The sequence below is a fragment of the Alcaligenes faecalis genome (genome assembly GCF_009497775.1).
Lineage (GTDB): Bacteria > Pseudomonadota > Gammaproteobacteria > Burkholderiales > Burkholderiaceae_B > Alcaligenes > Alcaligenes faecalis_D.
In genome coordinates this window covers 2,502,521-2,520,519 of the sequence record NZ_CP031012.1, presented here as the reverse complement: position 1 = coordinate 2,520,519, position 17,999 = coordinate 2,502,521, and the positions used below count along the sequence as shown (strand labels likewise).

General features: G+C 58.0%; 13 protein-coding genes. 6 read left to right on the top strand and 7 right to left on the bottom strand.

Annotated features, from left to right (window positions below; genetic code table 11):
• The first annotated feature begins 54 nt into the window (after nt 1-54).
• The 6 genes from DUD43_RS11740 to rpoD all read left to right on the top strand — a co-directional run bounded on the left by DUD43_RS11740 (nt 55) and on the right by rpoD (nt 8,102).
• Nucleotides 55-1,212 carry an ATP phosphoribosyltransferase regulatory subunit gene (locus tag DUD43_RS11740; RefSeq protein WP_153230430.1) on the top strand — a complete coding sequence of 386 codons (1,158 nt, stop codon included), beginning with the start codon at nt 55-57 and terminating at the stop codon, nt 1,210-1,212.
• Nucleotides 1,213-1,286: 74 nt separating this feature from the next.
• Entirely contained in the window at nt 1,287-2,582 is a 1,296-nt protein-coding gene (locus tag DUD43_RS11735) for an adenylosuccinate synthase (protein ID WP_009455867.1), read from the top strand.
• 154 nt (nt 2,583-2,736) lie between these two features.
• Nucleotides 2,737-3,282, top strand: a complete 546-nt coding sequence (locus DUD43_RS11730) for a phosphoribosyltransferase (protein ID WP_021446480.1) — start codon at nt 2,737-2,739, stop codon at nt 3,280-3,282.
• Nucleotides 3,283-3,404: 122 nt separating this feature from the next.
• On the top strand, nt 3,405-3,617 hold the full coding sequence (gene rpsU / locus DUD43_RS11725) for a 30S ribosomal protein S21 (protein ID WP_003799344.1): 213 nt from the start codon (nt 3,405-3,407) through the stop codon (nt 3,615-3,617).
• Nucleotides 3,614-5,620 carry a DNA primase gene (gene dnaG / locus DUD43_RS11720; RefSeq protein ID WP_153230429.1) on the top strand — a complete coding sequence of 669 codons (2,007 nt, stop codon included), beginning with the start codon at nt 3,614-3,616 and terminating at the stop codon, nt 5,618-5,620. Before rpsU ends, dnaG begins: the two co-directional genes overlap by 4 nt.
• 259 nt (nt 5,621-5,879) lie before the next feature.
• A complete protein-coding gene (gene rpoD / locus DUD43_RS11715) occupies nt 5,880-8,102 on the top strand; it encodes an RNA polymerase sigma factor RpoD (protein WP_153230428.1) in 2,223 nt (740 codons plus the stop codon).
• 223 nt (nt 8,103-8,325) lie between these two features.
• Here rpoD and DUD43_RS11710 read toward each other — a convergent pair whose 3' ends face one another.
• The 7 genes from DUD43_RS11710 to xdhA all read right to left on the bottom strand — a co-directional run bounded on the left by DUD43_RS11710 (nt 8,326) and on the right by xdhA (nt 17,997).
• The gene (locus DUD43_RS11710) at nt 8,326-9,630 is read right to left on the bottom strand and encodes a sensor histidine kinase (protein WP_153230427.1); all 1,305 of its coding nucleotides are present in this window, start codon (nt 9,628-9,630) and stop codon (nt 8,326-8,328) included.
• 3 nt (nt 9,631-9,633) lie between these two features.
• Nucleotides 9,634-10,308, bottom strand: coding sequence for a response regulator transcription factor (locus DUD43_RS11705; RefSeq protein ID WP_153230426.1), 675 nt, complete (start codon nt 10,306-10,308; stop codon nt 9,634-9,636).
• 59 nt (nt 10,309-10,367) lie between these two features.
• A complete protein-coding gene (locus DUD43_RS11700) occupies nt 10,368-11,669 on the bottom strand; it encodes a methyltransferase family protein (RefSeq protein ID WP_153230425.1) in 1,302 nt (433 codons plus the stop codon).
• A gap of 192 nt (nt 11,670-11,861) precedes the next feature.
• A complete protein-coding gene (gene guaD / locus DUD43_RS11695) occupies nt 11,862-13,187 on the bottom strand; it encodes a guanine deaminase (protein ID WP_153230424.1) in 1,326 nt (441 codons plus the stop codon).
• Nucleotides 13,188-13,211: 24 nt separating this feature from the next.
• Nucleotides 13,212-14,180: a xanthine dehydrogenase accessory protein XdhC gene (gene xdhC / locus DUD43_RS11690; RefSeq protein ID WP_153230423.1), complete on the bottom strand. Its 969-nt coding sequence runs from the start codon at nt 14,178-14,180 to the stop codon at nt 13,212-13,214.
• Complete coding sequence (xdhB, locus tag DUD43_RS11685; RefSeq protein WP_153230422.1) at nt 14,177-16,504, bottom strand: xanthine dehydrogenase molybdopterin binding subunit; 2,328 nt, start codon at nt 16,502-16,504, stop codon at nt 14,177-14,179. The genes xdhC and xdhB overlap by 4 nt, the downstream gene beginning before the upstream one ends.
• A complete protein-coding gene (gene xdhA, locus DUD43_RS11680) occupies nt 16,504-17,997 on the bottom strand; it encodes a xanthine dehydrogenase small subunit (RefSeq protein WP_153230421.1) in 1,494 nt (497 codons plus the stop codon). The genes xdhB and xdhA overlap by 1 nt, the downstream gene beginning before the upstream one ends.
• Nucleotides 17,998-17,999 lie beyond the last annotated feature (2 nt).

Here is a 17,999-nt window from a genome sequence, read left to right as displayed (position 1 = left end):
AGTCGCTTTTTGTTTGGCTGGAACTTTCGTTTATAAGTAGTCCGAGGCACGAGTATGTCCAATTGGTTGTTGCCAGAGAGCCTGGCTGATATCTTGCCTGCAGAGGCGCGCCGCATCGAAGAGCTGCGCCGCGATTTGCTAGACTTGTATCGTACTTACGGGTTCGAACTGGTAGCTCCGCCCCTGGTGGAGTATCTGGAATCCCTGCAAGCGGTTTCTGGCACAGATCTGAATCTGCGTACCAGCAAAGTCGTCGATCAAATCTCGGGTCGTACCATGGGCGTACGCGCCGACATGACCCCCCAGGTAGCACGTATTGATGCTCACTTGCTTAACCGCGAAGGCGTGACTCGGCTTTGCTACTGTGGTTCGGTCCTGCATGCCCGTCCGGCTGGTTTGCTGTCGGATCGTGAATTGCTGCAGATCGGCGCGGAAATTTTCGGCCATGCCGGTATCGAATCCGATCTGGAAGTCGTGCAACTGGCGCTGGAAAGCGTGGGTCGGGCAGGGGTGCATCATCCTCGCCTGGACTTGAACTACCCCGATCTGGGGCGCTTCCTGATCGAGCGCGATCCTATTTTGAAAACCCGCGTAGCAGAAGTGTGTGAGCTTCTGAACGCCAAGGATGTGTCGGGCCTGCGCGCCCTGGGGCGTGAATCGGGCTGTTTGCCTGAAACCACCCGTTATCTGCTGGCTTTGACCTCGCTGTACGGCGATGGCAGCGTGCTGGAGCGTGCCCGCAGTGTTCTGCCGGACGAGCCCGAAGTGCGCGAAGCCCTGGGCAGCCTGCGCAGCTTTATTGATGCCTTGCCCGGCCACGAGATTACGGTGGACCTGGCCGACATCGGTAGCGGTTATGCCTACCATTCGGGCCTGATCTTTTCGGTCTACGCCGAAGGCTGGCACGATGCCCTGGTCAAGGGCGGACGCTTTGATGGCATTGGCCGCATGTATGGCCGTGCCCGGCCTGCAACCGGCTTCAGCCTGGATTTGCGCAAACTCTCGGCTGGCTTGGCTCCGGCCCAGGCAGCCCGTGCCGTACGTGCTCCCTGGGGCAGCGATGCGGCCCTGATTGCAGCGGTCAAGCGGCTGCGTCAAAACGGTGAAATTGTGATTCAGATGCTGCCCGGTCAGGAGCTGAATCTGGATGAATTCGTGATCGACCGCGAGTTGGTCTCGTCGGACGGTCAGTGGCAAGTTAGGGCGCTGTAAGCCAGACGGCTTGTAGCGTTGGTGATTGTTATCGGTCCGGCACCGTGCCGGCCTCCTTTATTCTGATACTAGACATGAGCAAAAACCTTGTGGTGATTGGCACCCAGTGGGGTGACGAAGGCAAAGGCAAGATCGTCGACTGGCTGGCCGAGTCCGCGCATGGCGTGGTTCGTTTCCAGGGTGGGCATAACGCTGGCCATACATTGTGGATTAATGGCAAGAAGACAATTCTGCGTCTGATTCCGTCGGGCATCATGCACGAGCACGTCACTTGCTACATTGGCAATGGCGTGGTGCTGTCGCCTGAAGCCCTGTTGACTGAAATTGCAGAGCTGGAAGCCGCTGGTCTGGACGTGCGTTCGCGCCTGCAGATCTCGCCTGCTTGCCCGCTGATCCTGCCTTACCACATTGCTGTGGACCAGGCTCGTGAAAAGCGTAAAGGCGACGGCAAGATTGGTACGACCGGCCGCGGTATTGGCCCAGCCTACGAAGACAAAGTGGCACGCCGTGCCCTGCGTGTTCAGGACCTGTACGATCCCGAAATCTTCGACGAAAAACTGTCCGAAGCACTGGATTACCACAACTTCGTGCTGACCCAGTACCTGGGCGCCGAAGCCGTCTCCGCCGAGCAGGTTCGTGATCTGGCCATGAAGCACGCTGAACAGCTGGCTCCTATGGTGGCTGACGTGTCCAACAACCTGTACCAGGCCAAGAAAGCAGGGCAAAAGCTCCTGTTTGAAGGCGCCCAAGGCGCACTGTTGGATATTGACCACGGTACATACCCCTTCGTCACCAGCAGCAACTGCTTGTCCGGTGCTGCTTCCGCAGGTTCGGGTGTTGGTCCTCAGGAACTGAGCTACGTGCTGGGTATCGCCAAGTCCTACACCACTCGCGTGGGTTCGGGTCCATTCCCGACCGAATTGCTGGATGATACCGGCATGCGTCTGGCTACCGTGGGCAAGGAATTCGGTTCCGTAACTGGCCGTCCCCGTCGTTGTGGCTGGTTTGATGCGGCTGCCATGAAGCGCTCGGTCATGATCAACGGTATTTCCGGTCTGTGCATCACCAAGCTGGACGTGCTGGACGGCGTTGAGCAGATCAAGATTGGTGTGGGTTACCGCTACAAGGGCGAGTTCCTGGACGTGCTTCCCTACGGCGCACACGCGGTTGCCGAAGCCGAGCCTGTTCTGGAAGAGATGCCCGGCTGGACCGAGTCCACCGTAGGCGTGACCGACTACGACAAGCTGCCAATCAACGCTCGTCGTTACCTGGAACGCATTGCTGAACTGTGCGATGTGCCTATCGACATGGTTTCCACAGGGCCAGATCGCAACGAAACCATCGTATTGCGCGATCCGTTTACCAAATAAGCGATTTATCGCGGTATAATGCCTTGCACCGTTGTACGGTGCGTACAGAGCGGCCTGAAGGGCCGCTTTGTCGTTCTGGACGCTGCGTTGGCCTACCAGACTCTTGTTTTGCAGGTACCAAAGCGCAGCTAGTGCATTTATATCTGGAATACATATGAGTCTGCCCCCAAATAGCGATACTGATGAATGGGTTTCCTGGGAACAATACAATCGCCTGATTGAGCAATTGGCCCTGAGCATTCACGAATCAGGCTGGAAATTCGACAAAATTGTTTGCCTGGCCCGAGGCGGCATGAGAGTGGGAGACGTTATTTCGCGCATCTATGATGTACCCCTGGGTATTTTGGCCACCAGCAGCTATCGCGAAGCCGCCGGTACCGAACAGGGCGATCTGGATATTGCGCAATACATCACCATTACCCGTGGCACCCTGGATGGCAATGTGCTGCTGGTCGATGATATGGTCGATACGGGCAAGACTTTTATGCGTGTACGCGATCACTTGCGTGCGCAGTTTCCCGCGATCACCGAGCTGAAAACCGCCGTTTTGTGGTGGAAAGGCCACGCCCAGGTCGACCCAGACTACTACGTGTCCAAGTTGCCCACAAATCCCTGGATTCATCAGCCTTTTGAGGACTACGATAGCATTCGCCCTCATCAGCTGGACGCCTGGATCCGTAAGGGTACTGGCCAGGCTTGATCGCTGGCATTCAGATAATTGGTGGATAGCCTAATTGCGCCTTGCTTGGTGTATGCCTGCAATCGTGCTACCATATTGGGCTATCTGTTACGCTAACTCTTTTTACAAAGGTCAGGGATTACATGTCCATTGTTCGCCTGAAAGAAAACGAACCCTTTGAAGTTGCTCTGCGCCGCTTCAAACGCACTATTGAAAAAACCGGTCTGTTGACCGAGCTGCGTTCGCGCGAATTCTACGAAAAGCCAACGGCTGAGCGCAAGCGCAAGCACGCTGCCGCCGTGAAGCGTCACTACAAACGCATCCGCAGCCAGCAACTGCCTCCACGCTTGTATTGATCCCTGAATCTTTTGTTCAGGAACTGCTCGCCCGTGTCGACGTCGTAGATGTCGTCGGGCGATATGTGCAGTTGCGTAAAGGCGGGGCCAACTTGCTTGGCCTGTGCCCTTTTCACAACGAAAAATCCCCTTCATTTACAGTCAGTCCCACCAAGCAGTTTTACCATTGCTTCGGTTGTGGCGCTCACGGATCGGCTATCTCGTTCCTGATGGAACACACAGGGGCTTCATTCCCCGAGGCGGTACGCAGCTTAGCTGGTTCCGTCGGAATGACTGTGCCCGAAGCAGATCGCACCCCACGCCAACGTGCTGCCGATGCCCGTCGTAAAGACGAACTGTCGCGCCAGCATCATATTCTTGAGACGGCACAGGGGCATTACTTACGTCAGCTAAAACAATCTCCCATTGCTATCGACTATTTAAAACGTCGTGGCCTGGATGGGGAGACGGCTGCCCGTTTCGGCCTAGGCTGGACAGGCACGGAGCGACGTGGGCTATCGGCTGTATTTCCGCAGTACGAAGACAAGCAACTGGTTGAGTCCGGCCTGGTGATTGAGTCCGAAGATGGTCGTCGCTACGACCGTTTCCGTTCGCGCGTCATGTTTCCGATCCGCAGTACTAAGGGCCATATTATTGGCTTTGGTGGCCGTCTGATCGAAAAAGGCGAACCCAAGTACCTGAACTCGCCGGAAACCACGCTGTTTTCCAAGGGACACGAGCTGTACGGCTTGTGGGAAGGACGTCAGGGCATACGCAAAGAAGGCTTTGTCCTGATTGTTGAAGGTTATATGGACGTGGTGGCGCTGTCGCAACATGGCTTGCACAATGCCGTGGCGACTTTGGGCACCGCGACAACCGAATACCACATCACCAAATTGATGCGCGCCAGCGACAGGCTGGTGTTCTGCTTTGATGGTGACGGGGCAGGGCGCAAGGCCGCCTGGCGTGCCTTGAATACTTGCTTGCCTCTGGTTCGTGACGATGTATCCATCCGCTTCATGTTCCTGGCGGATAACCACGACCCCGATTCTTTTGTTCGTGAACACGGTGCTGCCGCGTTTCGCGAGCAGGCTCAGGAAGCCGCTGCTTTATCGCGCTTCTTCCTGGACGAACTGGCGGCCCGCCATCGCATGGACGAGGCCGAAGGCCGCGCGGCCTGCGTGCACGAGGCTTTGCCTTTGCTGCTGGAACTGGCCGACAGCACCTTGAAAGTGCAGATTCAGCATGAATTTGCCCGCATGGTGCTGCTGACGCCGGACGAGCTGGCACAACGTCTAAGCACGGTCGAGCCCGCGCGTCGGCCCGTTGTCGACACGCCTCCGGCCCAGGATGGTTTGGTTGCCCGGCCACCCGTGCCGGTGCAGCCTGCGCCATCTTCGGAGGGCATGGAGCCGTTTGAGGACGGCTTTGACGGCTCGTTTGCCGACAGTCTGCCGATGGAAGGCTGGCAGGACGAACCGGACTGGCATTCGCAGCCCGAACAATACCAGGAGCGGCCTGCCGCCGCTCGTGGCAAAGGCAAGAATAATCGCCAACGGACCGAGCGCGCTGTTGTAGGTGGCAGCCGTGCCGTGACCCCGATGGCCAAGCGTTTGCTGCGCTTGCTCATTGGGCATCCCACCTTGGTGGGCGGGCTGGGCGATCAACAACTTGAAATTTTGGCGCAAAGTCCCCACTTACGTTTAGTGCAAGAGCTGATTGCCTTAAGCAATATCAGCTCGGCGCGTCACGCAGGCGCTTTGCTGGAGGCCGTGGACCCCGAGTCCGACCTGGCCCCCGTGCTTGAAGCGCTGGCCACGGAGCTCCTAGGCGAAGAAGAATTGCCCGATCCCCAAGGCGAATGGCGGGATGCGCTGCATCGCATCGAGCTGGATGCGATCAAGGCAGAGCAGTCGGCATTGGTGGCCACGGGCTTGCAAGAGCCCGAACAACGACAGCGTTATCAAGAATTGACACGCCGTATTGCTTTGTTGAATGCTGCTTATACTCGGCAAGTGAAGTAAAATATTGGGTTATGTGTTGTGTTTGTGGCCGGCCAGGGGGTTAAAACTGGTACGCGAGCAAATGCGGCGGGTTAGCGGATTGTGAACCACCTTATGCCTTGAGCCCATGAGCCAGGGATTAAATGACTTAGGGTTCGCTCGCGCAACACGCCCAGGAGCAAGCCGGTTATGGACACGCTCATCATCAGGCTCTTGCCTGTACGACTCGGTGGCTACATATTTAGTGCCACAGGGGTAAATGGCGTCTATGGAAGAAAATATGACTCAAACGACTGGTAAAACCTCGACGACGGTCTCTCGGTCTGCTAAGAAAACCTTGGCCGCGACAGCAAAATCAGGGGCATCAAGCTCGGTAGAGCTCGATGAACTTCACGAAAGTGGAGAGCCAGGCGCAGCGCCTGCCAAGAAAGCCGCTAAAAAGGCTGCTGCGAAAAAAACGGTAGCCAAAAAAGCGGCTGCCAAGAAAACGGCCGCTAAAGCCGCTACCGGCGGTCGCCGTGGACGTCCCGCAAAAAATGCCAATAACGACGGTATTGACTTTGTCGATGACGACGAAATGGGCGAAGAAGAGGTCATTCCTGATCTCAAGCCGGTGGCCAAGCGTGGTGCCAAGCGCGCCAAAGCCGAAAAAGACGTATTCGGTGTACGTGGTCAACTGAGCCCCGAAGAGCAGGAAGCCCGCCGCAATCGCCTCAAGGCGCTGATCAAGCTGGGCAAGGATCGCGGTTACCTGACCTACAGTGAAATCAACGACCACCTGCCTGATGATCTGGTGGATGTCGAAGCCATTGATGGCATTATCGGCACCTTCAGTGACATGGGTATTTCGGTTTACGACCAGGCTCCCGACGCTGATACCTTGCTCATGAGCGATAACGCGCCCATGGCATCCAGCGACGACGACGTCGAGGACGAAGCTGAAGCCGCTCTGACTACCGTGGATTCCGACTTCGGTCGCACGACTGACCCTGTGCGTATGTACATGCGCGAAATGGGTTCGGTGGAACTGCTGACCCGCGAAGGCGAAATTGAAATCGCCAAGCGTATCGAAGACGGTCTGAAGCACATGGTGATGGCGATTGCCGCGTGCCCAACCACCGTTAACGAGATCCTGGCCTACGTTCAGCGTGTACGCGAAGGCGTCATGCAGATCGACGAAGTGGTTGACGGTCTGGTCGACGATGATGGCGAAGAGTACGCCGGTTCCGGTGTCACCGCTGACGACGAGGACGAAGGTCCAGCCGGCGGCATGAGCAGCAAGCAGATTGAATACCTGCGCAACAAGTCGCTCAAGAAATTCGACATTATTGGCGAGTGGTTTGACAAGATGCGCGTGTCCTTCGAGTCCGAAGGCTACAAGAGCGCAGGCTATGTCCAAGCTCAGGAAACCATCCTGAACGAATTCATGGGCATTCGCTTTACCGCCAAGATGGTGGAAAAGCTGGCCGACACCATGCGTGAGCAGGTTGCCATCGTGCGTCAGCACGAGCGCGAAATCCTGACCATCTGTGTGGATCGTGCTGATATGCCACGTGCACACTTCATCAAGGCTTTCCCAGGCAACGAAACCAATCTGGAGTGGGTGGTGCAGGAAGTGGCTGCTGGCCACGCTTACAGCTCCATTCTGGAACGTCATATTCCGGCAATTCAGGAAGTTCAGCAGAAACTGATCGACCTGCAAACCAGCGTTGTGCTGCCTTTGAAGGACCTGAAGGAAGTCAACAAACGCATGACCACGGGCGAAGCCAAGGCACGTAAAGCCAAGCGCGAAATGACCGAGGCCAACTTGCGTCTGGTGATCTCCATTGCCAAGAAGTACACCAACCGTGGCTTGCAGTTCCTGGATCTGATTCAGGAAGGCAATATCGGCTTGATGAAGGCAGTGGACAAGTTCGAATACCGTCGCGGCTACAAATTCTCCACGTACGCAACGTGGTGGATTCGTCAGGCTATTACGCGTTCGATCGCTGACCAGGCCCGCACGATTCGTATTCCGGTTCACATGATCGAGACGATCAACAAGATGAACCGTATCAATCGTCAGATCCTGCAGGAAACCGGCGTCGAGCCCGATCCCGCAACCCTGGCCCAGAAGATGGACATGCCCGAGGACAAGGTTCGCAAGATCCTGAAGATCGCCAAAGAGCCTATCTCCATGGAAACGCCTATCGGTGACGATGACGATTCCCACTTGGGCGATTTCATCGAGGACAACAACACTGTTTCGCCATCGGATTCCGCTTTGCACGGTTCCATGCGCGACGTGGTCAAGGATGTCCTGGATTCCCTGACGCCACGCGAAGCCAAAGTGCTGCGCATGCGTTTCGGTATCGAGATGAGCACCGACCAGACTCTGGAAGAGGTGGGCAAGCAGTTTGACGTAACGCGTGAGCGTATTCGTCAAATAGAAGCCAAGGCTTTGCGCAAACTGCGTCATCCTAGCCGTGCCGACAAACTGAAGAGCTTCCTGGAAAGCCAGTAAGTCTTTAGCTGGTCTGCTTGGGCAAGATAAAAAACCCGGTCTGAAAAGACCGGGTTTTTTTGTACCCATTGCCCAGCCTTTTGAAATGTTTTTTCAGAGCTTGGACGCTTCTGTCGATAAAAGCTGACTGGTTCTTTGGGCTTGCCTGTCTGAGTTTTTGTGACTCTGGGCGCTGCTGTTAGTGCAGATGACCTTGCTGCTTCAGGAGATCAGGATGGGGATATCAGGACGGATCCAGATCCAGCTTGAACACACAGCCTTTGCCATTCGGCCCACTTTGCACGCTCAAACTCCAGCCTTGAGCCAGCGCCAGTTGGCGTGCCAGTGCCAGACCTATACCTCTATGGCCTTCTTCACGCAGCCCCGTTGCCAGTTGTTTGCCCTGGCTGAAGTGACGCTCAAAAATCAGGATTTGATCTTGCTTGGCGATGCCGGGGCCGTCGTCTTGCAAAGCCAGGACCGAGGGGGCAATCCAGCTTAGTTGCAGCTTGCAGGGTGCGGCGTGGTCGATGGCGTTGCGCATCAGGATGCGCAGCAACATGGACAGGGCATAGGGGTCCAGGGGGTAGAGCAAGGTGTCGGGCACCTGGTTGCTCCAGCGGACTTTGTGGCTATCTGCATCCAGCAGGGCGACGGCCTGCCAGGTTTGTTGGGCCAGCTCGTGAACTTCCACCTCGCGCACATGGCGCTCTGCGGTATAGGCCAGACTTTCTGCGGCATCCAGACTGGCGGTGACGGCATCGGCGTGGACCATCATGCGTTGCAGGCGCTGTTGTTGTGGGCCCTCGGGCAGTTGCAGCAGTAAAAGCTCGCAATCGCTGCGTATGGCGGTCAGCCCTGTACGTAGTTCATGGCCTAGATTAGCGGCGAACTCGCGTTCATGGGTCAGCAGTTCTTCCACTTGCTCCTGCATGCGATTAAAAGCCCGGATCAGGCGTCCTGCTTCATCGTCTTGATGTTCTGGCAGGCCGGAGCGGCCCGGTGCCCAGTTTTCCAGGTGACGGGACAGGGTCAGCATGGGGGCCACGGCGTGGCGAGCGACCCGGCGTCCGAGCAAAAACACCAGCAAAATTGTGGCAGAACCGATCAGGAGCAGAATCAGGCCAAACTCGCGTACCCGGTCTTCGTGAGGGGTAGCGCGATACACCAGATACAGCTGGCCTTGCTCCTTGTCCTGCCGCAGCACGTGCCAGGTGTCACTGCCTATATGGAATTCGTAAATGCCCGGTTTGGGAACACGGGCAAATTCAGGTAGGTTGTCCAGGGCTTGGCCTGGCAGGAACCAATAGCTGTCCAGTTCTGCACCCAGGGCTTCGCTGCGGTCGTAGGCGCTGTCGGGCAAAAGAGTGGGATTGCGGGCGTAGGAGACCAGCATGGCATTGACCATCTCGTCTTCCATGCGCGCAAAGGCTACGTAGGCCAGCCCGCCCATAATGATGACCAGCAAGGCGGCAATCAGGGTCAGGGCCCAGGATACACGCTGGGTGAGGGTACTCATGAAGCGGCTGCGGCGCAGGGCTTTGGCCATCCCTTAGCTCTCCTGTTGCAAACGCCAGCCCATGCCGGGCAGGGTTTCAATGGTGCCCGCACCGGCCTCGGACAAGGCGCGGCGCAAGATATGGATTTGACTGCGCAAGGCTTCTGGCGACGGTGCACCTTGAGGCCACAGTGTTTTTTCCAGTGAGCGGCGCGTCAGAATGGCTTGCGGGTCGCGTAACAGGGCTTCCAGCAACTGACGGGCTTTGAAGCTCAGGTGCAGCTCCTGACCGCTTACGCTGACCAGCGCCGTATCCAGGTTGTATTCCAGGCTGCCCCAATGCAGCGAACCGTGTTGCACTTGCGGCGGGCCACGACGCATCAGGGCGCGTAGCCGGGCCTCGACTTCGGCCAGGGCAAAGGGTTTGATCAGATAGTCGTCCGCCCCCAGGTCAAAGGCGGTGAGCTTGCTTTCCAGCTGGCTGCGGGCCGTCAGCACCAACGTGGGGATGGGCGTCTGATTGGACTGGCGCAGGGCCTGGAGGACACCAAAGCCATCCAGACCGGGCAGGCCCAGATCCAGCACCAGCGCATCAAAATCCTGTTCTTGCAGCAGTGTCAGCGCACCATTGCCGTCGTAGGCGGCATCGACCGCAAAGCCTTTCAGCTCCAGATAGGTATAAAGGTTTTCGGCAATGGTTGTATCGTTTTCAACAATCAGGACACGCATGACAGCTTGTTCCACAGGGTTGGGACAGTTCTTGTTCAGCTTACTGCACTTGGGGGCAATCAGGGTAGACGCAGAAGTACGGGTACCCAGCCATTAATCTGCAACCACTGTGCCAGGGCAAAGACGGGCCAGATCAGGAAATAGGGCAAGGCATCGCGCAAGGTGCGGGCCAATCCAGTCAGGGACACTTGCAGCTCGTTCGGGCTGTTCCACAGGCTCAGGCGTGGGGCCAGACGGGGTACGCGCTGACAGTAGTCCTGATAGTCCTGGCCAAAGACTTTTTGCAGCAGAACCTGCTCTTCGTCGATCACATTATTGAAGACGGCGTAGACAAACAGGGCCAGTACGGGGCCAAGCAGCAGGCTGCCGGACAGTGCGCCCATGCCGGTGACAGCACAGAGGGAAAACAGGTACAGCGGGTTGCGACTGATGGAGTAGGGGCCTTGGCTGATCAGGCTGGAGCCTTTATGACCGCCCAGGTACAACATGCACCAGCAGCGGCCCAGGACGGCAATCAGGACCAGACCCAGACCGGCCATGCGGGTGAATTGAAAGACCAGCGAGTCGGCAGCCCAGGTGGAGGCGAAGAAAGGCAGAATCACGACCATCAGGCCACCAAACACACCTAGGGTACGGCGACGTTGTACCTGGATGCTGGCCAGATGTTCCCAGGCCTCGGCAACGGTGGCGCGTTCGCTATGCGAGGCCGACCAGCGTTTGGGGTTCACGATCAAGGGGTAGAAGGCGATGCTGCCCAAGAGCCAGACAATTGCCAGTGAGGCAAACACCTGAGTCAGATTGATACGCTCCTGATCCGCTTCCAGCAGGCCCAGCAAAAAGGCGCAGAGCAAACCGGCCAGCAGGCCGCCCCAGCGCAGACGGGCCTGATTCAGGGCCCAACCGGCAAAGTACAGATGCAGCAAACCAGCGCCTACGGCGACGACGGCACCTACTTCCAGCAAGGGTTTGATCTCGGGCATCTGGCGATACAGCGATTCCAGGCCAGGGGAGGCAATGGAGTGTTGCAACAGCAGCAGCAGCAAAGGCACGGCCAGGAACAGGCTGGTGCCCAGCAGCAGAATGCGTTTGCCAGGCAAGGCCTCCTGTCCACGCAGCTGACGCAGTTTCCAGGCAGCCAGGAATAAACCAGCGGCGGCAATCAGGCCGGTCAGCAGACCTTGAGCCTCTTTCATTTCATGGGCCATATGGCCAGGTTGCTGGCTGGATGCCAACAAGGGATTGAGCGGGGACCAGTCTTGAGTCAGGCTGGCCAGCCAGAGAAACAAAAAAGTCACGCCCACCACCTGCGTCAGCAGGTAGAACAGGGAGTTGCGTTGCACCAGTGTTGATGTGCCGGACATAATCAAATCTCGCCAAGAAGAGGAGGGGGCCGGGGCTGGCTCCCTACTGACGGGATCAATGTATCGCTGGCACCGTAAAATCCGCGTGAAATCGAAAAACGCGTGCAGATGCTTTTTGGGGCAGGCAGAAAAGAGTCCCTGGCGGTGGTTTTAATGATTGAAATTACCGCCAGGAACCGGCATTAGTTGTGCTTAGTGATCGCGCTGATGCACGCAGCGGCCTGCGCTGTAGCTGGCTTGAATGCAGCGATCGTCACCCAGCAGGGCCAGCATGAACAATTGCTCTTCCAGCGAGTTCAGCATGGTGCTGCGGCGGGCCATCAAAGGGGTGGCCTTGGGGTCCATCACGATAAAGTCTGCCTCGGCACCGGGGGCCAGCGTGCCGATTTGACCTTGCATGTCCAGTGCACGGGCCGCCCCTTCGGTAGCCATGTAGAACATGGAGGCGGCGGTCAGATGGTAGTTGTTCAGACGGGCAACCTTGTGCGCTTCGTTCATGGTGCGCAGCATGGAGAAAGATGTACCGCCGCCCACATCGGTGGCCAGGGTATGAAGCACCTTGCTTTGGCGGATGGACTGGAAGTCGAACAGGCCGGAGGCCAGGAACAGGTTGGAGGTAGGGCAGTGGGCCGCGATACTGCCGGTCTCGTGCATGCGGGCGCGGTCCTGCTCATCCAGCCAGATACTGTGGCCGTAGATGGCGCGGGGGCGCAGCAGACCAAAGCTGTCGTATACGTCCAGATAGCTGCGGTTCTTGGGGAACAGTTCGCTTACCCATTTGATCTCGTCCTTGTTTTCTGCCACGTGGGTTTGCAGAAACACATCGGGGTAGGCGCGGGCCAGTTCACCACAGGCGGCCAATTGCTCCGGGGTGGAGGTGGGTGCAAAACGGGGTGTCAGTGCGTACAGTTGGCGACCCTTGCCGTGCCAGCGCTTGATCAGGTCTTCTGAATCACGAGCACCCGACTCGGCGGTATCTTGCAGATAGTCCGGACAGTTGCGATCCATCATCACCTTGCCCGCAATCATGCGCAGATTGCGCTCGTGGCTTTCTTCAAAGAAGGCATCCACGGATTGACGGTGCACACTGCCGTAGACCAGGGCGGTGGTGGTGCCGTTGCGCAGCAGTTCGTCCAGAAACACGCCAGCCACTTCGCGGGCATGTTCGCTATCGCCAAAACGGCCTTCAGTCGGGAAGGTATAGGTTTCCAGCCAGGGCAGCAGGCCGCTGGAGGGGGAGGCAATAATGTCGGTTTGTGGAAAGTGCAGGTGGGTGTCGATCATGCCCGGCATGATGATTTTCCCGCTCAGATCCACGGTCTTTGTGCCGGCAGGCAGCTTGCACGACAGTTCGGACCAGTCGCCACAGGCCTGAATCTGGCCCTGTTCGTTCACCAGCAACAGACCGTCACTGTGATAGCGCACGGCTTCGGAAGGATCTTCCAGCGTGGCTGGGTCCGCCACAAAGTACAGCAGTTGGGCACGGTAGGCGCAGGCGGAGTGTAAAGAGGTAGTCATAGTGTCCTTGAAGTCGAGGTCGCATCAGCGACTGAGCTGGCCCATTTCATAGGCGTGGGCCAGCAATTCGGCGGCGACAGCCACGGCAATAATCGAAGGGGCCTTGCCCTTGATACCTGGCACGCCAATGGGGCAGACCAGTTCCTGAATGCGGGATTCGGGCATGCCGCGTTGTTGCAGACGGCGCTCGAATTGACGGCGTTTGGTCATGGAACCGATCAGGCCCACATAGGCCGTATCGGGGCGGCGCAAGATCTTTTGGCACAGCGCCAGATCGAGGCCGTGATTATGCGTCATCACCAGAAAATAGCTATTGGTTGGAGCTTGTTCAATCAGGGCATCGGGGATGTCGGTAATTTCCAGGCTGACATTGCTGGGCACCTGAGCGGGAAACAGCTCGGGGCGCTCGTCAATCCACAGAACCCGGCATGGCAGGGTGCCCAGAATCTGCACCAGTGCCTCGCCCACGTGACCAGCCCCAAACAGCAGAATGGTTAGCGGTGGAGGCGGCAGGTCTTCCATCCAGATGCCTTGTGAACCGTCGTAGTCCAGCCGGGATTCGTCCACAATCGAAGGGCTTTGGATGTCCACCTGCTTGCTGCCGTCCGACAGCAGTTGCGAACGGCGGCTGGTTGCCTGGCCGGCCCGCACAGCGCTGTCCAGTTCTTCCAGCCAGCTCAGATCTTCCTCACCCAGGGTTTCGTACAGCAAGGTAACGACCCCGCCGCAACACTGGCCCAGACTGGGGCCCAGCGGCAGACGGCTCATGCTCCAGCCGGGGCCGGAGGACTGGCTGAGCATGACACGTGCCTGTTCCGCTGCCACCCACTCCAGGTGCCCGCCACCAATGGTCAGCCACTGCTCAGTTTGACTGAACAGCATGGCCGTGCCCGCGGTGCGCGGAGTGGAGCCTTTGGCCAAGGCCACCGAGCACAAAACCAGCCGCTCGCCCGCTTTTATGCGGGCGAGGGCAAGAGAGGGCCAGCTGCTCATTTCGCTTTGCGAATAGTGGCAACAGCCCGCATGACGGCTTCTGCGGTGGCAGGCGCGTTCAGCACGGGTTCGATCTGATAGTTGCCGACACTGGCCACTGCATCACGTATCGCGTTAAAGACGCAGAACGGCAGCAGCAAGGGAGGCTCGCCCACCGCCTTGGAGCGATGAATCGAATCCATGGCGTTGCGGCCATCGAACAGATTGACGCGGAAGTCCATGGGGCAGTCGCTGATGGCCGGGATCTTGTAGGTTGACGGCGCATGCGTGGTGAGCTTGCCTTGGGCATTCCACACCAGCTCTTCGGTCGTCAGCCAGCCCATGCCTTGAATAAAGGCACCCTCAACCTGACCAATATCCAGGGCCGGATTGATGGATTTGCCCACATCGTGCAGCACGTCGGCACGCAGAAGGCGGGATTCCCCGGTCAGCGTGTCGATCAGCACTTCAGCCACGGCAGCCCCGTAGGAGAAGTAGTAGAAGGGGTTGCCCTTCATGACTTTGGAGTCCCAGTGCAGGCCGGGGGTAGCGTAAAAGCCATCGGACCACAGCTGGACGCGGGCCTGGTAGGCGTGTTCCACCAGTTGGAAGAAGGGCATGGTCTGGTCACCGATCTCGACCTGGCCACGCTCGAACTTCACGCTGGATTCTTCAACCGAGAATAACTGGGCCGCCACCGTCGTCAGGCGCTGGCGAATCTGGTAGGCCGCATCCTGGGCGGCTTTACCGTTCAAGTCCGTACCTGTGGACGCTGCTGTGGCCGAGGTGTTGGCCACTTTGGTGGTATCGGTTGCCGTGACCCGGATGTGCTCCAGATTCAGGCCCAGTTCATGAGCAACCACCTGGGCAACCTTGGTGTTCAGACCCTGGCCCATTTCTGTGCCACCGTGGTTCACCAGGACGGTACCGTCGCGATACACATGGACCAGCGCACCGGCCTGGTTAAAGGCGGGCACGTTAAAGGAAATACCGAATTTCACCGGAGTCAGCGCCAGGCCCTTTTTCAGAACCGGGCTGCTGGCATTGAATTTACGGATCTGCTCACGACGCTGACGGTATTCGCTGGTTTCTTCCAGCTCGGCCACCAGTTCGTGAATGACGTTATCGACCACGGTCTGGTCGTAAGGCGTCACATTGCGGTCTTCTTTACCGTAGAAGTTGATGCGGCGTACATCCAGCGGATCTTTGCCCAGACGGCGGGCAATCGTGTCCAGCGCCACTTCCATCACCAAGGCCCCTTGCGGGCCACCAAAGCCTCGGAAGGCAGTGTTGGATTGGGTATTGGTACGGCCGCACAGCGCGCTCATGTCTACATCAGACAGGTAGTAGGCATTGTCAAAGTGACAGATGGCGCGGGTTGCCACGGGGCCGGACAAATCGGCGGAAAAACCCGAGTTGGCTGTCATGTCCAGACGGGCACCCAGCAGGCGGCCTTCGTCGTCATAGCCAATATCGTATTCGTAGTAGAAACCGTGACGCTTGCCGGTAATCATGAAGTCGTCGTCGCGGTCCAGGCGCAGCTTGATCGGGCGTTGCAGCTTGACGGCAGCCACACTGGCCACGCAGGCGTACAGAGCCGATTGGGACTCCTTGCCACCGAAACCGCCGCCCATGCGACGGCACTCTACGTGTACCTTGTGCGCGCCAACGCCCAGACAGTGGGCAACCAGCTGCTGCATTTCCGAAGGGTGCTGCGTGGAGCACCAGATATGCACGGCACCATATTCCTTGGGCACGGCGTAGGAAATCTGGCCTTCCAGGTAAAACTGTTCCTGGCCATTGCACTGGAAAGTGCCTTGCAGGCGGTGGGGAGCGGATTCCAGTGCTTTCTTGGCGTCACCTTGTTTCAGGCTCATCAAGGGCAGAACACCGGCGTTGGCCGCCTTGGCCTCTTGCGGAGTCAGGATGGCAGGCAACTCTTCATAGGTGATCTTGCCCAGACGCGCGGCACGGCGTGCCTGGTCGTGGGATTTGGCGATCACCGCAAAAATGGGCTGACCAAAGTAATGCACCACGCCATCGGCCAGAATCGGGTCGTCATGCAGAATTGGGCCGCAATTATTCGCGGCGGGAATGTCGGCAACGGTCAGGACCGCAATGACGCCGGGTGCCTGACGGACGGCTTCCAGATCTACTTCCAGCAAACGGGCATGGGCTTTTTCCGACATGCCCAGCGCAATATGGGCTGTGCCCTGCAATTCGGGCAAATCATCGGTATACGTGGCGGTGCCGCTAACGTGCAGGTCTGCGGACTCGTGCAGAAAGGACACGCCGACTCGTTGAGCCGTAGCGGTGTTCAGGTGGTCGATATTGTCAATTTTCATCACAAAGTCTCCAGGCTGGCTTGAGCTCGGTGAAAGACATTCAACTGGGCGGGACTCAAAGCGTGTTCAGGGTTGGTTTCCAGGAAGAAGCGGTACAGCAAATTGGCCGCACTCTGATTGCGGTATTCGCTACTGGCACGCATGTCGCTCAGGGCCTGGTAGTCCTGTTGCAGCGCCTGCATGGCCGCTTGTACGTTTTCCTCGTTCCATTCCTGGCCTTGCAGCACTTGCTCGGCGTGGCTGGCCCGTTTTGGGGTGGCAGCCATGCCGCCAAAGGCGATGCGGGCCTGTTTGACGATTTTGCCATCCAGTTCCACCGCAAAGGCGGCGCACAAGGCAGAAATGTCCTGGTCAAAACGCTTGGACAGCTTGTAAGTGCGGAATTGCCATTGGCCCTTGTTGCGCGGGACCAGCAGGCCTTGCACGAATTCGCCTGGTTCCATGGCGGTCTTCTGATAGGCCAGATACAGGTCTTCCAACGGCATGACGCGCTCGACGGCGCCTTTGCGCAGCACCACACGGGTACGCATGGCAATCAGGCCGGGCATGGAGTCGCCAATAGGTGAGCCGTTGGCCACGTTGCCACCCAAGGTCCCGGCGTTGCGGATAGGGAAGGAGGCAAAGCGCTGGCGCAGTTCCGTCAATTCGGGGTGGTCTTTGATCAGGGCATCGAACGCGTCGTTCAGCAGTACGCCTGCGCCGATGTAAAGATCGTCCTCGGTGGTTTTCAGCTCGCGCAGCTCGGCCACCTGACCGATATAAATCAGATGCGGCAAATCGCGGAATTGCTTGGTCACCCACAGGCCAATATCGGTGCTGCCAGCCAGAATGCGGGCTTGCGGATATTGCTCGCGCAACTGGGCCAATTGGTCCAGTGTGCGGGGGGCGTGAAAGGTCTGGCCCTGGTATTCGTAGGCCAGCATGCCGTCCTGACGAATGGCACGCAGCTTGTCTTCAATGGATTGGCGATCCATGCTGACAGCCGGATAGCTGTGCATGGCCTTGGCGGCATCAATAATGGGGCGGTAGCCGGTACAGCGGCACAGATTGCCCGAGAGCACATCGTCGATCTGTTCTCGGGAAACCGGGCCGTCTTCGGGCGAATGCTTCATGTACAGGCCCCACAGCGACATGATGAAGCCGGGCGTACAAAAGCCACATTGGGCACCGTGCCAGTCCACCATGGCCTGTTGCACGGGGTGCAGGGTGCCATCGTCCTGACGCAGATCCTCAATGGTGTAGAGCACCTTGCCGTCCAGCGTAGGCAGCAGCTGGATACAGGCGTTCACGGCACGCAATTGCAGTTGATTGTTCTGGTCCAGTTCGCCAATCATGACCGTGCAGGCGCCGCAGTCACCCTCGGCACAGCCTTCTTTGGTGCCGGTGCAGTGCAGATCCTCACGTATATACTGTAAAACGGTTCGCGTGGTGGGGGCCTGAGCCACTTCCTGTACTTCGCCGCGATAAATAAAACGAATTGGTCTTGTCTCCATGA

Bases quoted from the DNA above. Each gene is read 5' to 3' on its own strand.
- DUD43_RS11700 (WP_153230425.1), bottom strand. From the start codon at position 11,669: ATGTCCGGCACATCAACACTGGTGCAACGCAACTCCCTGTTCTACCTG.
- DUD43_RS11735 (WP_009455867.1), top strand. From the start codon at position 1,287: ATGAGCAAAAACCTTGTGGTGATTGGCACCCAGTGGGGTGACGAAGGC.
- DUD43_RS11740 (WP_153230430.1), top strand. From the start codon at position 55: ATGTCCAATTGGTTGTTGCCAGAGAGCCTGGCTGATATCTTGCCTGCA.
- xdhC (WP_153230423.1), bottom strand. From the start codon at position 14,180: ATGAGCAGCTGGCCCTCTCTTGCCCTCGCCCGCATAAAAGCGGGCGAG.
- xdhB (WP_153230422.1), bottom strand. From the start codon at position 16,504: ATGAAAATTGACAATATCGACCACCTGAACACCGCTACGGCTCAACGA.
- rpoD (WP_153230428.1), top strand. From the start codon at position 5,880: ATGACTCAAACGACTGGTAAAACCTCGACGACGGTCTCTCGGTCTGCT.
- DUD43_RS11705 (WP_153230426.1), bottom strand. From the start codon at position 10,308: ATGCGTGTCCTGATTGTTGAAAACGATACAACCATTGCCGAAAACCTT.
- guaD (WP_153230424.1), bottom strand. From the start codon at position 13,187: ATGACTACCTCTTTACACTCCGCCTGCGCCTACCGTGCCCAACTGCTG.
- rpsU (WP_003799344.1), top strand. From the start codon at position 3,405: ATGTCCATTGTTCGCCTGAAAGAAAACGAACCCTTTGAAGTTGCTCTG.
- xdhA (WP_153230421.1), bottom strand. From the start codon at position 17,997: ATGGAGACAAGACCAATTCGTTTTATTTATCGCGGCGAAGTACAGGAA.
- DUD43_RS11730 (WP_021446480.1), top strand. From the start codon at position 2,737: ATGAGTCTGCCCCCAAATAGCGATACTGATGAATGGGTTTCCTGGGAA.
- DUD43_RS11710 (WP_153230427.1), bottom strand. From the start codon at position 9,630: ATGGCCAAAGCCCTGCGCCGCAGCCGCTTCATGAGTACCCTCACCCAG.